Consider the following 18,488-nt stretch of genomic DNA (forward strand, 5'->3'; position numbering starts at 1 on the left):
CGGTCGGCTCCGTCACCGGCGCCGGGGCCGGCGCGCCGGCCGCGGCGGGCCGGCTGCGCGCCTCGCTGCGGGCGTACGCCGTGATGGAGGGCGAGGACCCGGTCGCCGTCCTGTCCGACCTGGAGCTGCTGCTGCGGCTGACCGAGCCGGCCCGTTCGGCCACCGCCCTGTTCGGCTACTGCGAGCCCGCGCTGCGCCGGATCACACTGGCCGGCGCCGGGCACAGTCCGCCGCTGCTCACCGGGGAGCGGCGCACGGAGTTCGTGGAGACCTCGGTCTCCGCGCCGCTGAACATGCTGGCCTGCTGGGAGGCGCCGAGCGCGGAGGTGCTGGCCGGACCCGGAGAGACGGTTCTGCTGTACACCGACGGGCTGCTGCGCCGTACCGGCGACCCGGTGGACCGGGCCTTCGCCCGTCTGCACGCGGCCGCCGCCGGGGTCCCGCGGGCCGCCCGGCGCGATCCGGACGCGGTCGCCGACCACGTACTGCGCACGGTGCTGCCGGACGGCCTGGACGAGGCGGACTCCGAGGAGGACGTCGTGCTGCTGGCGGTGCGGTTCGACTAGCGGACATCACCCACGCCGTCACCCACGGTGTAACAGGCGATACGCCCCTGGGCCCCCTTCCGCGCGACCGTACGATGGGGGGTGGTCCAGTGCCGTATCTAGGAGGATGACCGTGGCGGAGGAGCTCACACCGGAGACCCCGGAGACAGAGTCCGAAGAGCCGACCAAGCAACGCAAGAACGGGCTGTACCCGGGCGTGTCCGACGAGCTCGCCGAGAACATGAAGTCCGGCTGGGCCGACACCGAGCTGCGCGACCTGGCGCCGATCGCCCAGGCGGCCGAGACCGCCGCCCGGCGGGCCGCGCTGTCCGCCCGGTTCCCCGGCGAGCGCCTGGTGATCCCCGCGGGCAACCTGAAGACCCGCTCGAACGACACCGAGTACGCCTTCCGCGCCTCGGTCGAGTACGCCTATCTGACCGGGAACCAGACCGAGGACGGCGTACTGGTCCTGGAGCCGGTCGGTGCCGGGCACCGGGCCACGATCTACCTGCTGCCGCGTTCGGACCGGGAGAACGGCGAGTTCTGGCTGAACGGCCAGGGCGAGCTGTGGGTCGGCCGCCGGCACTCCCTCACCGAGGCCGAGAAGCTGTACGGCATCCCCGCCTCCGACGTGCGCGAGCTGGCGGAGAAGCTGCGCGAGGCCACCGGCCCGGTGCGGGTGGTGCGCGGGTACGACGCCGGCATCGAGGCGGCGCTGACCGACAAGGTCACCGCCGAGCGCGACGAGGAACTGCGCGTCTTCCTCTCCGAGGCCCGCCTGGTGAAGGACGGGTTCGAGATCGGTGAGCTGCAGAAGGCCGTCGACTCGACCGTGCGCGGCTTCGAGGACGTGGTGAAGGTCCTCGACAAGGCCGAGGCGACCAGCGAGCGCTACATCGAGGGCACCTTCTTCCTGCGCGCCCGGGTGGAGGGCAACGACGTCGGCTACGGCACCATCGCCGCCGCCGGCCCGCACGCCTGCACCCTGCACTGGGTACGCAACGACGGCCCGGTCCGCTCCGGCGACCTGCTGCTGCTCGACGCGGGCGTGGAGACGCACACGTACTACACCGCCGACGTCACCCGCACGCTGCCCGTCAACGGCACGTACAGCGAGGTGCAGAAGAAGGTCTACGACGCGGTCTACGAAGCCCAGGAGGCCGGCATCGCGGCGGTCGGGCCGGGCGCCAAGTACCGGGACTTCCACGACGCCGCGCAGCGGGTGCTGGCCGCGAGGCTGGTCGAGTGGGGCCTGGTCGAGGGCCCCGTCGAGCGGGTGCTGGAGCTGGGCCTGCAGCGCCGGTGGACGCTGCACGGCACCGGGCACATGCTCGGCCTCGACGTGCACGACTGCGCCGCCGCGCGGGTGGAGACGTACGTCGACGGCACGCTGGAGCCCGGCATGGTGCTCACCGTCGAGCCGGGGCTGTACTTCCAGGCCGACGACCTGACGGTGCCCGAGGAGTACCGGGGCATCGGGGTGCGGATCGAGGACGACATCCTGGTCACCGCGGACGGCAACCGGAACCTGTCGGACGGGCTGCCGCGCCGGTCCGACGAGGTCGAGGCGTGGATGGCCGCGCTCAAGGGCTGACGCGACCGTGGGGGCCGGGCCGGCCGGCCCTCACACCGCCACGAGCGGGATGTCGTTCCGCCACTTGATGATCTTGTCGAAGCTCACCACCGCGCCGCCGCGCGCCGTCGCGCTGCCGATGTGCACGTGGTCGGCGAGTTCCCGGATGAGGCACAGCCCCCGGCCGTGCTCGGCGTCGGCGGGCGCGGGCGCCGGGCGGGACGGGCGGCCGCCGGTGAACCCCGGGCCCGTGTCGGCGACCTCGATGCGGCACCGTTCGCCGTCCAGGTAGGCCGTGACCCGGTAGGCCGCGGCGGGGCCGCCGGACGCGTCGTCCCCGCCGTGCTCGACGGCGTTGGCGCACGCCTCGGTGAGGGCCACGGAGAGGTCGTAGGAGATGTCCGGGTCGACGCCCGCCGTCTCCATGGCGCCGAGCAGCAGGCGGCGGGCCAGTGGCACGCTCGCAGCCTCGCGCCGCAGATGGAGTGACCACCAGATGCTCATGCTCCACCAGCCTCCTGGGCGCGGCTCGACATACCGTTACGTATTGCCCGACGCGCCCTGACGTAAGCGCGGGGTTGACGTGAGACCGCCCATACGGCGGATGCGCCCCGGCGGCCGCCGGTGTACGGACCCGTGTGCCGGGACCGGTGTCCGGGGGCTCGCGCAGGGGGCGCATCCCGGCAGACGGTGACCTTCCGGTCGTACCGCACCTTGTGGACCTGCCGCACGGTGCGGGTGGGTCCAGTGCGATGATGAGCCCGCCATGACTGCCCCCCACCCGCCTACGGCGCGCTCCGGGAACGACCTCCGGATCCTGCGGGCCGCGGTGTTCGCCGCGGTCTGCGTCGTGCTGGCCGGGGCGGGGCACGCCCTCGCCTCCTGCGCCACCGTCCCGCTGTGGTCGCTGGCCGCCGGGTTCCTCGGGGCGGTCGTGGTCGCGGCGCCGCTCGCCGGACGGCAGCGGTCGCTGCCCGGGATCGCGGCCCTGCTCGCGGCCGGCCAGACCGCGCTGCACGCGCTGTTCGGGCTCGGCCAGCACGGTGCCACGGCCACCGCCACGACGGCCACCGCCACGGCGCCGGACCTCTCGCTCGCGCAGCAGGCCGCGCGGCTGGTGTGCGGGACCACCGCGGCGGCGCTCAGCCCGGCGCAGGCGCAGCGCATCCTCAGCGACGCGCGGGTCCAGCCGGACGCCGCCGCGCACCCGGCCGCCGCGCACCATCCGGCGAACGCCCTGTCGGCGGCCGCCGGTTCGCCCGCCGCCCTGCTGCCGTCCCTGCCGATGCTGCTGGGCCACGCGCTGGCCGCGATAGCCGCCGGCTGGCTGCTGCGCCGCGGGGACCTGGCCCTGGCCCGGCTGGTCGACCTGTCGGCGCACTCCGCGCACCTCGTCACCGAGGGCGCGCTCGTACGTTCCCTGCGCGCCGCCTTCTGCCTGGTACGGGCGCTGCGCGCCGGGCTGCCGGGCGCGCCGGACGACAGCGCGCGTCCGCCGGGTACGGCCCTGCTGCCCGTACCGCGGCCGCGCACCACCGCACTCCAGCACACGGTGATCCGGCGCGGACCGCCCAGCGCCGCGCTCGTCCTCGCCGCCTGACACGACGCGACCGCCGCTCTCCGCCACCAGTGGACAGGGGGACGCCGTCGTGCGGCACGCGCGCGTGCGCGTCTCCCTCCATCCGTCCGTCCGGCCGTCCGTTCGTCCAACCAGCGGTCCGGACATCACCAGAAGCGGAGTGCCCTTCATGAAGGCTTCCCGTATCGCCGCCGCCGGCGCCGTCGCCGGCGCCACCGTCCTCGTCCTGTCCGCGCCCGCCTTCGCGCACGTCAGCGTGCAGCCGGAGGGCGAGGCCGCCCAGGGCGGTTACGCCACCGTCGACTTCAAGGTCCCCAACGAGCGGGACAACGCCTCCACCACCAAGCTGGAGGTCACCATGCCCACCGATCACCCGCTGGCCTCGGTGATGCCGCAGCCGGTCGAGGGCTGGAAGGCCGTCGTCACCAAGAGCAAGCTGGACGAGCCGCTCGAGTCGCACGGCGAGCAGCTCACCGAGGCCGTCACCAAGGTGACCTGGACGGCCACCGGCGACGGCATCGAGCCCGGCTTCTTCCAGAAGTTCCCGCTCTCCATCGGCGCCCTGCCCGAGGACGCGGACGAACTGGTCTTCAAGGCGATCCAGACGTACTCCAACAAGGAGGTCGTGCGCTGGATCGAGGTGCAGCAGGAGGGCCAGGAAGAGCCCGACAACCCGGCGCCCGTGCTCGAACTGACCGCGGCCGACAGCGACGCCCACGGCTCCTCCGGGGCGGCGTCCGACGACAGCACGGCGGCGGCCGGGACCACCGAGGCCGCCTCCGGCTCCGGTTCGGGCTCCGGCTCCGGCTCGGGTTCGACCGACACCACCGCCCGCGTCCTGGGCGTCGTCGGCATCGTCGTCGGCGCCGCGGGCGTGGCCTACGGCGTGCTCGCCGGACGCCGGCGCTCCACCACCGCCTGAGGCGGCCCGCACGTCCGGTGCGCACCGGGGACCCGCTCAGCCGGGCCCCGGTGCGCACCGGAGCACTCACAACTGGGACATTTCGCTATGCGCAAGAAGACGTTCGCCGCGGCCGCCCTGCTCGCCGCCGCATCCCTGACCCTCACCGCCTGCGGCGGCGGTGCCGACTCCGCCGACTCGCCGGTGACCGTGGTCTCCGAGGACTCCGCCTCGCAGCAGGCCGCCACCGTGCTCGACCAGCCCTTCGAGAAGCCGGACCTGGTACTCACCGACACCAAGGGCGAGAAGTACGACCTCCGTGAGGAGACGGCCGGCAAGCCGACCCTGATCTACTTCGGCTACACCAACTGCCCCGACGTCTGCCCGCTGACAATGAACAACATCGCCGTGGCCAAGAAGCAGCTGCCCAAGGCCGAACAGGACGAGCTGCGCGTCGTTTTCGTCACCACCGACCCCGAACGCGACACCCCGGCCGCCCTCGGCAAGTGGCTCAAGGGCATCGACCCGCAGGTCATCGGCCTCACCGGCGACTTCGACACCATTCAGGCCGGCGCCCGCACCCTCGGCATCTCCATCGAGGCGCCCACCAAGGACAAGAACGGCAAGGTCGTCTCCACCCACGGCACCCAGGTCATCGCCTTCTCGCCGAAGACCGACGGCGGCTACGTGCTCTACGGCGAGGACGCCACGGTGGACGACTACACCAAGGACCTGCCCAAGCTGATCAAGGGGGAGAAGCCGTGAGCCGGCGCCCCGCCCGGTGCGCGGTGGCCGTCCTGACCGGCGCGCTGGCTCTCGCCGGGTGCGGAGCCGGTGACTCCGCCGCCGACCTCTCGGTCAGCGCCGCCTACATGCCGCAGCCCGTCTCCGACAGCATGGCGGCCGGTTTCCTGACCGTCACCAACGACGGGGACACGGCGGACGAACTGACCTCCGTCACCAGCGACGCCGGCGAGGTCACCGTGCACGAGACCGTCGACGGGGCCATGCGGCAGGTCGACCGCCTCCCGGTGCCGGCACACGGGCGGCTCGCCCTGCAGAGCGGCGGCGACCATCTGATGTTCGAGAAGCTGAAGCGACAGCCGAAGCAGGGGCAGACCATCGCCGTCGAACTGCACTTCGCCGACTCCGGCCCGGTCACGGTCGAGATGCCGGTGAAACCGGCCACCTACCGGCCCACCGCCGGGGACTGAGGGAGGGACCACGTTGACACCGACCATCGCCCCACGCGTCCGGCACCTGGTGCTGCTGCTCCTGGCCACGGCCGGCGCCCTGCTGGCCGGCGCCGCCCCGGCTTCCGCGCACGCCGCGCTGACCGGCAGCGACCCCCGGCAGGGGGCGGTGGTCGACCAGGCCCCGGCCCGTGTGTCCCTGACCTTCTCCGAGTCGGTCTCCCTGGGCGACGACGCACTGCGCGTACTCGACCCCAAGGGCACCCGCGTCGACGACGGCAAGCCGGCCAACGTCAGCGGCACCACCTACGGCGTCGCCCTGCACTCGGGGCTGCCGGACGGCACGTACACGGTGACCTACCAGGTCGTCTCCGCCGACAGCCATCCGGTCTCCGGCGCCTTCACCTTCTCCATCGGCGCCCCCTCCAAGACCTCGGTGCCGGCCGCCGGCCAGGAGGCGGGCGGCGGGGTCGTCGGCTGGCTCTACGGGCTGGGCCGCTACACCGCCTATGCCGGCTTCGCCGTCCTGGTCGGCGGCGCCGCCTTCGTGCTGGCCTGCTGGCCGCGCGGCTCGGGCGTGCGGACCGTGCAGCGCCTGGTCGTCTCCGGATGGCTCGCGCTCACCTCCGCCACCCTCGCCATGCTCCTGCTGCGCGGCTCCTACACCGGCTCCGGCAAGGCCGCCGACATCTTCGACCTGGAGCTGCTCGGCCAGGTGCTCCAGACCAAGACGGGCGCCGCCCTGGTCTCCCGGCTGCTGCTGCTCGCCGCGGCGGCGCTGTTCGTCTCGGTGCTCTTCGGCGCCTACGACAAACGCGAGGACGCGGAGCAGCGCGACCTGACCTTCGGGCTCGCGGTCGGCGGGACCGTCGTCGCGGCGGGTCTCGCCGCCACCTGGGCGATGGCCGAGCACGCCTCGGTCGGCCTTCAGCCCGGTATCGCCATGCCGGCCGACGTCGTCCACCTGCTGGCCGTCGCCGCCTGGCTCGGCGGCCTCACCACGCTGCTCGTCGCCCTCTACAAGGCACCCGCCGACACCCCGGTCGACACCGCGGCCGTACGCCGCTTCTCCGCGGTCGCCTTCGGCAGCGTGGTCGCGCTGGTGATCACCGGTACGTATCAGTCCTGGCGCCAGCTGGGGTCCTGGTCGGCGTTCACCGACACCCGGTACGGACAGCTGTTGCTCGCCAAGATCGCGCTGGTGGCGGTGCTCGTCGGGATCGCGTACCTGTCCCGGCGCTGGACGGCACGACTGGCCGAGACGGCGGGCGCGGTGCCCAGGCCCCGGGAGAAGGAGCGGGCCGGGATCTCCAGCACCACGGCCGTCGGCGCGAAGGGCGCGGGCGGGGTCAAGCCCGTGGGCAACGCCAAGCGGGCCGCCCAGCTCGCCCGGCAGCGGGCCGCCGTGGACGCCGCACGGCAGAAGCGCGAGCGCGACGCCGACCCGCACCGCTTCGGACTGCGCCGCTCCGTCCTCGCCGAGACCGGTGTCGCCGTGGTGCTGCTCGCCGTCACCACCGTGCTGACCCAGACCGAGCCGGGACGTACCGAACAGGACGCCAAGGCCGCCACCTCGGCCGCCGCCTCCGCCGGCACCTCGGCGTCCGGGGCCGTCACCCTCGACATGCCCTTCGACACCGGCGGCGAGAACGGCAAGGGCGTCGTCCGCGTCGAGGTGGACCCGGCCCGGGTGGGCGCCAACGACGTGCACGTCTACGTCGAGGACCCGGACGGCCACGCCGTCGACATCCCCGAGGTGAAGCTCGCCTTCACCCTGGAGACCAAGGACATCGGGCCGCTGCCCGTGGCCCCCGACCACATCACCACCGGACACTGGTCGGCGAGTGAGGTGCAGCTCCCCATGGCCGGCGACTGGAAGGTCGCCGCGACCGTGCGGACCTCCGACATCGACCAGGTGACCGTCTCCAAGAACGCGCAGATCGGCTGAACCGCACATGGCTGAACAGTCCCTTCCGGAGGCTCGCACCCCTCGCATCCCCGAAGCCCCGGTCGTCGCAGAAACCCCCACCGCCCCGGCGGGCGTCTCCCGCCGCCGGCTGCTCACCACCGCCGGGGCGACCGGGCTGGTGCTCGGCGCCGCCGGCGGTGCCGTCGGATACACCGCCGCGCCCGCCGAGGCCACGCCGCTGACCTCGCTCGGCGCGGAGCAGGTGGCGTTTCACGTGAAACATCAGCCCGGCATCACCACCCCCGCCCAGGCCCGCGGTCATCTCGTCGCCTTCGACCTGACCGCGGGCGCCGGCCGCAAGGAGGCCGCCGCGCTGCTGCGCCGCTGGTCCGACACCGCCCGCCGGCTGATGGCGGGCGAGGCGGCCGCCACCGGCGACACCGACGTGGCCCGGGATGCCGGACCGTCCTCCCTCACCGTCACCTTCGGGTTCGGCCACAGCTTCTTCGGCCGGACCGGACTGGAGAAACAGCGCCCGGTCTCCCTCGATCCGCTCCCCGACTTCTCCTCCGACCACCTCGACAAGAACCGCAGCAACGGCGACCTGTGGGTGCAGATCGGCGCCAACGACGCCCTGGTCGCCTTCCACGCCCTGCGCGCCCTCCAGAAGGACGCCGGTTCGGCCGCCCGGGTCCGCTGGCAGATGAACGGCTTCAACCGCTCGCCGGGCGCCACCGCCCACCCCATGACCGTGCGCAACCTGATGGGCCAGGTCGACGGCACCCGCAATCCCAAGCCCGCCGAGTCCGACTTCGACCAGCGGATCTGGGTGCCGGAGTCCGGCTCCACCGACCCCGCCTGGATGGCGAACGGCTCCTACGCCGTCGTACGCCGCATCCGGATGCTCCTGGACGACTGGGAGGAGTTGTCGGCCAAGGCGCAGGAGGACGTCATCGGGCGCCGCAAGGCCGACGGGGCGCCGCTGTCCGGGGGCGGCGAGACGACCGAGATGGACCTGGTGAAGACCGACCGGGCCGGGAACCTGGTGGTCCCGATCAACGCCCACGCCCGTATCACCCGCCCGGATCAGAACGGCGGCGCGGCCATGCTCCGCCGCCCCTTCTCGTACCACGACGGCTTCGACGCGGACGGGGTCCCGGACGCCGGTCTGCTGTTCATCTGCTGGCAGGCCGATCCGCTGCGCGGCTTCGTGCCGGTCCAGCGGAAACTGGACCGGGGGGACGCGTTGTCGAAGTTCATCCGGCACGAGGCGAGCGGCCTGTTCGCGGTGCCGGGCGGCGCGGCACAGGGGGAGTACGTGGGGCAGCGGCTGCTGGAGGGGTGAGCGGGGAGGAGGGGCGGGGCTGAGCGGGGAGGACGGACGGGAGTGAGCAGGGAGGAGCGGCGGGGGTGAGCGGGTGAGGCGCGCGTGATCGGCGCACGGGGCGGCGGCAGGGCGCATTAGGGTGAGGCCATGCCAGCCAGTTACGCCTATCTCGGTCCCGAGGGCACCTTCACGGAAGTCGCCCTGCGTACGCTCCCGGAGGCCGCGACCCGCGAGTTGGTCCCGTACGTCTCCGTCCAGTCCGCGCTCGACGCCGTGCGCGTCGGCGAGGCCGAGGCCGCGTTCGTACCGATCGAGAACTCCGTCGAGGGCGGCATCACCACCACCCTGGACGAGCTGGTCTCCGGCCAGCCGCTGATGATCTACCGCGAGGTGCTGCTGTCGATCACCTTCGCGCTGCTGGTCCGCCCCGGCACCAAGCTGTCGGACATCAAGACGGTCACCGCCCACCCGGCCGCCCAGCCGCAGGTGCGCAACTGGCTCAAGGCCCACCTCCCGGAGGCCGTCTGGGAGTCGGCCGCCTCCAACGCGGACGGCGCCCGCCTGGTCCAGGAGGGCCGCTACGACGCCGCCTTCGCCGGCGAGTTCGCCGCCGCCCGGTACGGTCTGGAGCCGCTGGAGACCGGCATCCACGACTCGCCGCACAACGCCCAGACCCGGTTCGTGCTGGTCGGCCGCCCCGCCCGGCCGGCCGCGCCGACCGGTGCCGACAAGACGTCCGTGGTGCTGTGGCAGCGCGACGACCACCCCGGCGCCCTGCGCGACCTGCTGGGCGAGTTCGCCACCCGGGGCATCAACCTGATGCTGCTCCAGTCCCGGCCGACCGGCGCCGGCATCGGCAACTACTGCTTCTGCGTCGACGCCGAGGGGCACATCTCCGACCGGCGGATGGCCGAGGCGCTGATGGGGCTGAAGCGGATCTGCCTCCAGGTGCGCTACCTCGGCTCGTACCCGCGCGCGGGCGTCGACCCGGCCGAGACGGGCGACCGGTTCCCGGGCACCTCGGACGAGGAGTTCGTGGCGGCGGCGGAGTGGGTCGCCCGGTGCCAGGACGGCCGGTTCTGACGGTCGTATCTGCGGATCTTAGTTATCCACAGGGGTTATCCACAGGGCGACGTCTCGACCTGGGGACAAGTCGACAACGAAAGGCGATTCAGTCGACAAATCCCCCTACAGGCCCCATCTCCGTCCACAGACCCGCAGGTCACCCTTCGTCCACCTGTTTCTTGCCCGTCATTCTCCAGAGTGACCCCTTTCCACTCGTACGTGCGCGTGCGGCGGGTTTGAAAGAGGAATTCTCCGTCCCGGATGTCCCATTAGGAATGATCACTTCCGTAGTCCACAGAACTTCCGCACAGCCTGTGGATAACTTTCCGGAACAGTGGATTCCTGTGGACAGCGGAGACCCCGGGCCATCCCCAAGTCCCCATGGGACGCCTTTTCTTGACCTCGCGGCGACCGCCCCGGTCAATAGTGGGTCGATCGCCGTCACCGGTCACCGGTAGCCTTGGCGGTGTGATTGACCTTCGCCTGCTCCGTGAGGACCCCGACCGTGTGCGCGCCTCCCAGCGCGCCCGTGGAGAGGACGTCGCGCTCGTCGACTCCCTCCTGGCCGCCGACGAGCGGCGCAGGTCGTCCGGCGTCCGCTTCGACGAGCTGCGCAATGAGCAAAAGGGCCTCGGCAAGCTCATCGGCAAAGCCACCGGCGACGAGAAGGCCGAGCTGCTGAAGCGCGCGAGCCAGCTCGCCGCCGACGTCAAGGCCGCCGACGCCGAGCGCGACGCCGCCGACGCCGAGACCCAGGAACTGCTCCAGAGGCTCGGCAACCTGGTCCACCCCGAGGTCCCGGTGGGCGGCGAGGAGGACTTCGTCACCCTGGAGACGCACGGCACGCACCGCGACTTCGCCGCCGAGGGCTTCGAGCCCAAGGACCACCTGGAGCTCGGCCAGCTGCTCGGCGCCATCGACGTCGAGCGCGGCGCCAAGGTCTCCGGCTCCCGCTTCTACTTCCTGACCGGCGTCGGCGCGCTGCTGGAGCTGGCCCTGGTCAACGCGGCGATCGCGCAGGCCACCGCGGCCGGCTTCACGCCGATGCTGACCCCGGCGCTGGTCCGCCCGCAGTCGATGGCCGGCACCGGCTTCCTCGGCCAGGCCGCGCAGGACGTCTACCACCTCGACAAGGACGACCTCTACCTGGTCGGCACCTCCGAGGTGCCGCTCGCCGCGTACCACATGGACGAGATCCTTGACGCCGACCGGCTGCCGCTGCGCTACGCCGGTTTCTCGCCCTGCTTCCGCCGCGAGGCCGGTTCGCACGGCAAGGACACCCGGGGCATCTTCCGCGTGCACCAGTTCGACAAGGTCGAGATGTTCTCCTACGTCCTGCCCGAGGACGCGCAGGCCGAGCACCAGCGGCTGCTGGAGTGGGAGAAGCAGTGGCTGACCTCGCTCGAGCTGCCGTTCCGGGTGATCGACGTGGCCTCGGCGGACCTGGGCGCCTCGGCGGCCCGCAAGTTCGACTGCGAGGCGTGGATCCCGACCCAGGGCAAGTACCGCGAGCTGACCTCGACCTCGGACTGCACCGAGTTCCAGTCCCGCCGCCTGTCGATCCGGGTGCGCGAGGACAAGAAGGTGCGCCCGCTGGCGACGCTGAACGGCACGCTGTGCGCCGTACCGCGCACCATCGTGGCGATCCTGGAGAACCACCAGCAGGCCGACGGTTCGGTGCGGGTGCCCGAGGTGCTGCGGCCGTACCTGGGCGGCCGGGAGGTCCTGGAGCCGGTGGCCAAGTGAGCGACGCCGCCACCGCCCCGGGTGCCGCGGGCTTCCCGTACCGCCTGGTCGCGACCGATCTCGACGGCACGCTGCTGCGCACCGACGACACGGTCTCCGCGCGCACCCGGGACGCGCTCGCCGCGGCCACCGCGGCGGGCGCCGCGCACATCGTGGTCACCGGCCGCGCGGTCCCGTGGACCCGGCACATCCTGGACGACCTCGGGTACGACGGGCTGGCCGTCTGCGGGCAGGGCGCGCAGGTGTACCACGCCGGGGAGCACCGGCTGCTGACCTCGGTCACGCTGGACCGGCAACTGGCCGGGGTGGCGCTGGCGAAGATCGAGGCCGAGACCGGTCCGCTGTACCTGGCGGCGAGCCGGGACGGGCTGGACGGCGAGGTGCTGGTCGGGCCCGGCTACGCGGTCGGCGGCGCCCTTCCGGCGACCCCGTTCACGGACGCCTCCGACCTGTGGTCGGCGCCGCTGAACAAGATCTACATCCAGCATCCGACGCTGTCCGACGACGAGCTGGCCGCGGTGGCCCGGCGGACCGCGGGCGGTTTCGTCACGGTCGTGATGGCCGGTGCCGGGATCGTCGAGCTGCTGCCGCTGGGGCTGTCCAAGGCGACCGGCCTGTCGCTGGCGGCGCGCCGGCTGAAGCTGCGGGCGGCGGACACCATCGCCTTCGGGGACATGCCCAACGACGTGCCGATGTTCGGCTGGGCGGCGCGCGGCGTGGCGATGGCCAACGCGCACCCGGAGCTGAAGGCGGTGGCGGACGAGGTGACGTCGTCGAACGACGCGGACGGTATCGCGGTGGTGCTGGAGCGGCTGCTCGACGGCCTCGGCTGACCTGCCGTCGACGGCGGAGGATGCACGGATCGAACGTGCGCGGGCCCGGTCGGCCCGACCGCGGCCCGCGCTGCGGAAATCCGTAGCGCGGGCCGGTTCGACGCGCGGCTGGGGCAGCTGCTCGACGCGTACGTGCGGGAGGCGCCCGCCCCGACCGACAGCCTGGTCGGCCAGGGTCCGGGGGCGCCGGCTGCGGCGCCGCCGGCAGACGCGGTGGGGCGCCGCCGCGTTCGCCGGTGTGAGCGTCGTCGCCGGCACGGTGGTGCTGGGCGGCGGGGCGACCGGGGGGACGGCCGGTCAGGCCGACTGGGTGGTCATCCCGTCGTTCGAGACGGTCGCCGTACGGTCCGGGCCACCGGCCGGGAAGACCGCGCTGACCGGGGAGCGGGCCGTGGCGACCCTGCGCGGCCTGCTGCTGGGCAAGCCCGCCACCAGCGGGCCCGCCTGGTGGGACGGCGACGAGGGGAAGCAGCGGGTGAGCGCCGGCGGGCGGGTCCTGGTGAACGGCGGGGAGGTCGCCGTCAGCGTGCAGGGCGACTTCCAGCTGACCCGTGCCGACGCGCTCGGCAAGGACACGGCGCGGGCCGCCGCGCGGGGCACGGACGGTCCGGACAAGAGCGGCACCGCGGCCCCCGACAAGTCCGCCGCCGCGAGCGCCGCGACGGGGCAGGACGGGAAGGGCAAGGCGGCGCAGCGCCCGGCGTCGCGTGCGGAGTTGGCGGAGTTCTACTCCTGTGCCGCGCGCGAGGCAGCCGATGTCACCCTGCGCGACTGCGCCGCGCGCAACCTGGCCGACGGTTCGGTCCTGATCACTTACGAGGAGCAGCGCGGCGAGCTGGTGCGCCGCACCGCCGACCTGCTGCGCGCGGACGGCACCCGGGTGGTGCTGGTCACCGCGAACGCCGCCGACGCCAAGGCCGGACCGGCCGTCACCGCCGCGCCGCCGCTGACCTCCGCCCAGCTGGCGCGGGTGGCGGGGAGCGGCGACTGGCAGCCGTGGGTCGCGGCGGACGGCGGCTGACCGCTCACCTCTCCCCGGCGAGGAACTGCCGCTGACCGCTCACCTCTCCCCGGCGAGGGACTGCCGCTGACCGCTCACTCCTCCCCGGCGAGGGTCAGCGCGCGCAGTTTCTGCCCGGCGTACCAGGTGGCGAGTACGGTCACAGCGATCAGCAGGATGGTCGCGGTGGTCAGGCCGACGTCGGAGGTGACCAGTTCGCCGCCGGCGATGTCCTGGGCGACGGCGAGGGACCACTGCTGGACGCTGAGGGTGCGGGCGCCGGGTACCAGGGAGCCGAAGAGGGCCTCCCAGACCAGCGCGTAGACCAGCCCGAACACCACCGCGTGCCGGGAGACCGTGCCGAGGAGGAGGAAGAGCGCGGCGTAGGCAATGGAGGCGACCAGGGCGGCGACCGTGTAGGCGACGGCGACCTGCTGGCCGTTGCCGTTGAGGATCAGGCCGGCCAGCAGCGTGGGCAGCGCGGAGAAGACCATCGTGACGGCGATGGCGACGATCAGCTTGGTGAAGATGATGGTGGGCCGTTTGAGCGGCTTGGACAGCAGGTACACCACCGAGCCGTCGTCGATCTCCGGGCCGATCGCGCCGGTGCCGGCGATGACGCCGATGATCGGCACCATGGTGGCGAGCGCGAAGCCGCCGAGGACGTCGGACGCGGTCTGGTCGTCGGCGCCGGTCAGGGCGCGCACCGCGACGGCGATGACGATCAGCAGCAGCGGCAGGGCGCCCAGGATGAGGGCCCGGCGGCGGCCGAGCAGGGCCCGGTAGGTGAGCCGGGCGACTGTGGGGTCGTACATTCTTCGGCCTCCTACGCCGCTACGAGATACGAGAAGACGGACTCGAGGGACTCGTCGGACGGCGAGACCGTGAGCAGCCGGATGCCGTGGTCGCGGGCGACCTTGGGCAGCAGGACGGTGAACCGGGCGAAGTCGACGGCCTGGACGCGCAGCGCGCCCTCGGCGTGGTCGACCTCGATGCCGGAGGTCGACGGGTCGGCGATCAGGGCCGCGGCCAGTGCCCGGTCGTCGCTGGAGCGGACCAGGTAGCGGTGCGGGCGGTCGGTCATCAGGCGGCGGATGCGGCGGAAGTCGCCGCTGGCCGCGTGCCGTCCGGCGACGATGACCTCGATGTGCCAGGCGAGCTGTTCGACCTCTTCGAGGATGTGCGAGGAGAACAGCACGGTGCGGCCCTCGTCGCCCATCCGGCGCAGCAGGTTCATCAGCTGCATGCGCTGGCGCGGGTCCATGCCGTTGAACGGCTCGTCGAGGAGCAGGAGCGAGGGGTCGTGCACGAGGGCGCTCGCCATCTTCACGCGCTGCCGCATGCCCTTGGAGTACGTGGCGATCTTGCGGTCCTGGGCGTACTCCATCTCGACGGTGGCCAGGGCGCGCTGGGCGGCCTTGGCGCCGAGGCCGTGCAGTTCGGCGTTGGCGACGACGAACTCCTTGCCGGTGAGGAAGTCGTACATCGCCTCCCGCTCGGGGACGATGCCGATGTGCCGGTAGATGTCCTCGTTGCGCCAGACCGGCTGTCCGTCGAGGGTGACGGTGCCGGTGGAGGGGGCGAGGAAGCCGCCCATCATGTTGATGAGGGTGGACTTGCCGGCGCCGTTGGGGCCGAGCAGGCCGGTGACGCCGGGGCCGATGGTCATGGTGATGTCGTTGACGGCGACCACGTTGCCGAACCAGCGGGAGACGTGGTCGATGTTCAGGGTGGTCACAGTCCCACCTTCTTGTAGCGGCGCGTCAGGAGGCCGTAGCAGCCGGCGATCAGGCCGAGGGTGACGAGGACGTAGACCAGGCCCGCCGCGGTGCCGGGGCCGTGGCCGCCGGGGAAGGCGGAGGCGGCGCCCAGGAAGGCGGACTGCACGCCGTCGATGAGGGTGATCGGGGAGAACAGGCCGATCCAGGCGATGGCGCCGGTGCTGTCCTGCACGTCGGCGATGGCCTGGAGGGTGGAGACCGCGCCGTAGGTGATGGTCAGGACGGCGATGACGGCCGCGATGCCGAAGCCGCGGCGCGGCGTGACGGAGGCGATGACCAGGCCGATGCCGGCGAACAGCAGCGAGAGCAGAGCCACGGAGACCAGTCCCTGAGCGAATCCCTTCGTCTGGTCGGCGAAGTCGAGTTTGGCGAGCAGGGCGCCCACATAGAGCACGATCAGCGGCGCGGCGGTCAGCACGAACAGCGCCGAGGCCAGGGCCGCGTACTTGGCGCGGACGTAGTCGGAGGTTTCGATCGGCCGTGAGAAGTAAAGGGGCACGGTCTTGAAGCGCAGGTCGCGGGAGACCGACTGGGGTGCCTGGGAGGCGATGTACAGGCTGATGACCGCCTGGAGGATGATCGCGTACCGCGTGTAGTCCACCGGCAGGTCGTTGGCCTTGGTGAAGACGGCGACGGCGACCATGATGCCGGCGGGCAGGCACATGACGACGAACAGCAGCATCGGCAGCACCTTGGACTTGACCGAGCGGCCGAGTCCGTAGGAGCCGCGCAGGGACTGCGAGTAGAGCGAGCGGCGGGCGTAGGCGCGGCCGAGGCGGGGGCCGTCGTAGGCGCGGTAGCCGATGTTGTGGATGCGGGTCTGGTCGGCCGGGACCGTGGTGACGGGGTCAGCCATGGCGGACCGCCTCCTTCCGCTGAGCGGCAGCGTCGTCGCTGTCCTTGAAGACCTCCGAGATGTGGTGCCGGCGCTGCTCCATGCGGACCAGGCCGAGACCGAGGTCGGCGATCAGGTCCCGGACCAGGTCGTACGTCTCGTCGCCGGTGGCGGTGAGCAGCAGCACGTGGCCGGCGCCGGGCAGGCCGCTGCCGTCCTCGACGGTGATCCCGCGCGCGTGCAGCGCGTCGCGCACCGCGCGGGTGCCGTCCGGGTGCTCGTCGGTGTCGGTGACCTCGACGGCGAGGGTGGTGGTGGACTGGGTGAAGTCGGTGGTGGAGCTGGCCCGCAGCAGCTTGCCGCCGTCCACGACGACGACGTGGTCGCAGGTCCGTTCCAGCTCGCCCAGCAGGTGGGAGGTGACCAGGACCGAGATGCCGAAGTCGGTGTGGATGCGGCGGATCAGACCGAGCATCTCGTCGCGGCCCACCGGGTCGAGGCCGTTGGTCGGCTCGTCGAGGAAGACCAGCTGCGGGTCGTGGACCAGGGCCTGGGCCAGCTTCACACGCTGCTTCATGCCGGTCGAGTAGCCGCCGATCGGGCGGTAGCGCTCCTCGTAGAGGCCGACGTGGCGCAGGGTGTCCGCGGTGCGCTCGCGCGCGGCGGTGGGCGGCAGGCCGGACATCCGGGCCATGTGCACGACGAACTCGGTGGCCGAGACGTCGGGCGGCAGGCAGTCGTGCTCCGGCATGTAGCCGACCCGTTCGCGGATGGCGGCTCCCTTGGTGGCCACGTCGAGGCCGAGCACTTCGGCGCGGCCCTCGGTGGCGGGGGACAGACCCAGCAGGATCTTGATCAGGGTGGACTTGCCGGCGCCGTTGGCCCCGACGAGTCCGGTCACACCGGCTCCGATGTCCACGGACAGCCGGTCGAGCGCGGTCACCCGGGGGAACCGCTTGCTCAGGCTTTCGGTCGCGATCACAGTCACGTCGACGACGGTAGTGACGGCGGCCGTCCGGGTCGTCAGACCGGAGGGCCGTCTTGGTGTCGTACCTCAGACGTACGGGTCCTTAGGGGGCACCCTGCCTAAGGGTTACGGCGGGTACGGCGGTTCCGGCCGACCTGTTGACGGTTCGTCTAACAACTGGAACATTCGGCGGCGGCACAGCGGCGTGCGGGGACGGAGGAGACGTGACGGGATTCGAGGGGGCGCGCGAGCGCCGGGTGCGGACCGGCGAGGTCGACCTGTGCGTGGCGGAACTGGGCGATCCGGGCCCCGGCCGCCCCACGGTGGTCCTCGTCCACGGCTACCCGGACAGCAAGGAGGTCTGGTCGCTGGTGGCGGCCCGCCTCGCCGAGCGCTTCCACGTGGTCGCCTACGACGTCCGCGGCCACGGCCGCTCCACGGCGCCGAGGCCGCTGCGCGGCGGGTTCACGCTGGCGAAGCTGACGGACGACTTCCTGGCCGTCGCGGACGCGGTCAGCCCGGACCGTCCGGTGCACCTGGTCGGCCACGACTGGGGCTCGGTGCAGTCCTGGGAGTTCGTCACGGTGGAGCGCACCCGGGGGCGGATCGCGTCCTTCACCTCGATGTCCGGGCCGTCCCTGGACCACTTCGGGCACTGGATCGCCGAGCGGCTGCGCCGGCCCACCCCGCGCCGGGCCGCCCAGCTCGTCGGCCAGGGCGCCAAGTCCTGGTACGTCTACCTGCTGCACACGCCGGTACTGCCCGAACTGGCCTGGCGCGGCCCGCTCGGCGCGAGCTGGCCGGGCCTCCTGCGCCGCCTGGAGCGGACCCCCGCCGACGGCTACCCCACCGCGTCCCTGCCCGCCGACGCGGCGCACGGCGCCTGGCTCTACCGGGACAACGTACGGCCCCGGCTGCGCCGCCCGCGCGCCGACGCGTACGCCCACGCGCCGGTGCAGCTCGTCACGCCCCTGGGGGACGCGTTCCTCTCCGAGCACCTCTACGACGACCTGGAGCGGTGGGCTCCGGAACTGGTCCGGCGCACACTGCCCGCCCGGCACTGGGTGCCGCGCACCCGGCCGGATCTGCTGGCGGGGTGGATCGGGGAGTTCGTGACAGCTGTCGAAGACAGGGGGGCCGGGGACGGGCGGACCGGAGGCACGGGGCCGGGCGGGGGCGCGAGGCTGGGCGGGAGTGCCGGGCCGGGCGGCAGTACAGGGCCGGGCGGGAGTGC

Annotated in this window: 18 protein-coding genes; 13 read left to right on the forward strand and 5 right to left on the reverse strand. The window is 72.8% G+C overall.

Features of this window, described 5'->3' with window-relative positions:
* A partial coding sequence (locus ACTT8P_RS15720; protein ID WP_442832255.1) for a PP2C family protein-serine/threonine phosphatase occupies positions 1–566 on the forward strand: 566 nt, incomplete at its 5' end.
* A 106-nt stretch (positions 567–672) separates the two neighbouring features.
* Positions 673–2,139, forward strand: a complete 1,467-nt coding sequence (locus ACTT8P_RS15725) for an aminopeptidase P family protein (RefSeq protein ID WP_442832256.1) — start codon at positions 673–675, stop codon at positions 2,137–2,139.
* 30 nt (positions 2,140–2,169) lie between these two features.
* On the opposite strand, the gene ACTT8P_RS15730 is transcribed toward ACTT8P_RS15725, so the two are convergent.
* Positions 2,170–2,622 carry an ATP-binding protein gene (locus ACTT8P_RS15730; RefSeq protein ID WP_442832257.1) on the reverse strand — a complete coding sequence of 151 codons (453 nt, stop codon included), beginning with the start codon at positions 2,620–2,622 and terminating at the stop codon, positions 2,170–2,172.
* A 262-nt stretch (positions 2,623–2,884) separates the two neighbouring features.
* Between ACTT8P_RS15730 and ACTT8P_RS15735 the strand changes: the two genes are divergently transcribed.
* The 10 genes from ACTT8P_RS15735 to ACTT8P_RS15780 all read left to right on the forward strand — a co-directional run bounded on the left by ACTT8P_RS15735 (position 2,885) and on the right by ACTT8P_RS15780 (position 13,692).
* A complete protein-coding gene (locus tag ACTT8P_RS15735; RefSeq protein ID WP_442832258.1) occupies positions 2,885–3,718 on the forward strand; it encodes a hypothetical protein in 834 nt (277 codons plus the stop codon).
* 148 nt (positions 3,719–3,866) lie between these two features.
* Positions 3,867–4,619 (forward strand): YcnI family copper-binding membrane protein, encoded by a 753-nt coding sequence (locus ACTT8P_RS15740; protein WP_442832259.1) that lies wholly within the window; start codon positions 3,867–3,869, stop codon positions 4,617–4,619.
* An 87-nt stretch (positions 4,620–4,706) separates the two neighbouring features.
* Positions 4,707–5,363 carry an SCO family protein gene (locus tag ACTT8P_RS15745; protein WP_442832260.1) on the forward strand — a complete coding sequence of 219 codons (657 nt, stop codon included), beginning with the start codon at positions 4,707–4,709 and terminating at the stop codon, positions 5,361–5,363.
* Positions 5,360–5,812 carry a copper chaperone PCu(A)C gene (locus ACTT8P_RS15750; protein ID WP_442832261.1) on the forward strand — a complete coding sequence of 151 codons (453 nt, stop codon included), beginning with the start codon at positions 5,360–5,362 and terminating at the stop codon, positions 5,810–5,812. The genes ACTT8P_RS15745 and ACTT8P_RS15750 overlap by 4 nt, the downstream gene beginning before the upstream one ends.
* A 13-nt stretch (positions 5,813–5,825) precedes the next feature.
* Complete coding sequence (locus tag ACTT8P_RS15755) at positions 5,826–7,739, forward strand: copper resistance CopC/CopD family protein (RefSeq protein WP_442832262.1); 1,914 nt, start codon at positions 5,826–5,828, stop codon at positions 7,737–7,739.
* 7 nt (positions 7,740–7,746) lie between these two features.
* Entirely contained in the window at positions 7,747–9,045 is a 1,299-nt protein-coding gene (gene efeB / locus ACTT8P_RS15760; RefSeq protein WP_442832263.1) for an iron uptake transporter deferrochelatase/peroxidase subunit, read from the forward strand.
* Positions 9,046–9,174: 129 nt separating this feature from the next.
* The gene (gene pheA / locus ACTT8P_RS15765; protein ID WP_442832264.1) at positions 9,175–10,110 is read left to right on the forward strand and encodes a prephenate dehydratase; all 936 of its coding nucleotides are present in this window, start codon (positions 9,175–9,177) and stop codon (positions 10,108–10,110) included.
* A 450-nt stretch (positions 10,111–10,560) separates the two neighbouring features.
* Positions 10,561–11,838: a serine--tRNA ligase gene (gene serS, locus ACTT8P_RS15770; protein WP_442832265.1), complete on the forward strand. Its 1,278-nt coding sequence runs from the start codon at positions 10,561–10,563 to the stop codon at positions 11,836–11,838.
* On the forward strand, positions 11,835–12,671 hold the full coding sequence (locus ACTT8P_RS15775) for an HAD family hydrolase (RefSeq protein WP_442832266.1): 837 nt from the start codon (positions 11,835–11,837) through the stop codon (positions 12,669–12,671). Before serS ends, ACTT8P_RS15775 begins: the two co-directional genes overlap by 4 nt.
* Positions 12,672–12,909: 238 nt before the next feature.
* Positions 12,910–13,692 carry a hypothetical protein gene (locus ACTT8P_RS15780; protein ID WP_442832267.1) on the forward strand — a complete coding sequence of 261 codons (783 nt, stop codon included), beginning with the start codon at positions 12,910–12,912 and terminating at the stop codon, positions 13,690–13,692.
* Positions 13,693–13,766: 74 nt separating this feature from the next.
* Here the strand turns inward: ACTT8P_RS15780 and ACTT8P_RS15785 are convergent, their stop codons facing one another.
* The 4 genes from ACTT8P_RS15785 to ACTT8P_RS15800 are packed head-to-tail and all read right to left on the reverse strand — an operon-like array spanning position 13,767 to position 17,269.
* Complete coding sequence (locus tag ACTT8P_RS15785; RefSeq protein ID WP_442832268.1) at positions 13,767–14,486, reverse strand: ABC transporter permease subunit; 720 nt, start codon at positions 14,484–14,486, stop codon at positions 13,767–13,769.
* A gap of 11 nt (positions 14,487–14,497) precedes the next feature.
* Positions 14,498–15,409, reverse strand: coding sequence for an ABC transporter ATP-binding protein (locus ACTT8P_RS15790; RefSeq protein WP_442832269.1), 912 nt, complete (start codon positions 15,407–15,409; stop codon positions 14,498–14,500).
* Positions 15,406–16,308, reverse strand: coding sequence for an ABC transporter permease (locus ACTT8P_RS15795; protein WP_442832270.1), 903 nt, complete (start codon positions 16,306–16,308; stop codon positions 15,406–15,408). Before ACTT8P_RS15795 ends, ACTT8P_RS15790 begins: the two co-directional genes overlap by 4 nt.
* Complete coding sequence (locus tag ACTT8P_RS15800) at positions 16,301–17,269, reverse strand: ABC transporter ATP-binding protein (RefSeq protein WP_442832307.1); 969 nt, start codon at positions 17,267–17,269, stop codon at positions 16,301–16,303. Before ACTT8P_RS15800 ends, ACTT8P_RS15795 begins: the two co-directional genes overlap by 8 nt.
* A gap of 209 nt (positions 17,270–17,478) precedes the next feature.
* On the opposite strand from ACTT8P_RS15800, the gene ACTT8P_RS15805 reads away from it, so the two are divergent.
* The coding region (locus tag ACTT8P_RS15805) for an alpha/beta fold hydrolase (RefSeq protein ID WP_442832271.1) at positions 17,479–18,488 on the forward strand (1,010 nt) is incomplete at its 3' end.

It is taken from the genome of Streptomyces sp. JW3 (assembly GCF_052216785.1).
Taxonomy (GTDB): Bacteria; Actinomycetota; Actinomycetes; order Streptomycetales; family Streptomycetaceae; genus Streptomyces.